General features: G+C 77.0%; 1 pseudogene. It reads left to right on the forward strand.

Annotation, left to right across the window (positions count from 1 at the left end):
* Positions 1-564: pseudogene (locus HMPREF3105_RS01355) on the forward strand (ATP-dependent helicase); the annotation flags it as partial.

The following is a 564-nucleotide window of genomic DNA, read 5'->3' on the forward strand; positions in this document are numbered from 1 at the left end:
CTGGACCCGAGCCTGGCCGGCCCCGAGCACGAGCGGCACCGCGCCCTGCGCCGCGTCCACTGGATGCTCCGGGACGGCCTGGAGGCCGCCCGCGCCCCCTCGGCCTCGCCCGAGACCGTGCTGTGGGCGCTGTGGTCCGCCTCCGGTCGGGCCGAGCGGTGGCGTTCGCTCGCGCTGCGGCCCGCCGAGCACGCGAACGACCGCCGCGAGTCCCGCCGTGCGGACGCGGATCTCGACGCCGTCGTCGCCCTGTTCAAGGTGGCCGAGCGCTTCGTGGACCAGTTCCCGGGCGCCTCGCCCGAGTCGTTCGCCGTCTACATGGAGTCCCAGGACCTGCCCGTGGACACCCTGGCCCGCCGGGCCGAGTCCGGCGACGCCGTGCACGTGCGCACCCCCGCCGCGGCGGCCGGCCAGGAGTGGGACACGGTGATCGTCGTGGGCCTGCAGGAGGGCGTGTGGCCGAACACCCGGTTGCGCGGCCAGCTGCTCGGCGCCACCGACCTCGTGGACCTCGTGACCCTGCCCGCGGACGCCCCGTGGCCCACGGACCACCGCACCCGGCTG

It is taken from the genome of Micrococcus sp. HMSC31B01, assembly GCF_001816085.1.
GTDB lineage: Bacteria > Actinomycetota > Actinomycetes > Actinomycetales > Micrococcaceae > Micrococcus > Micrococcus luteus.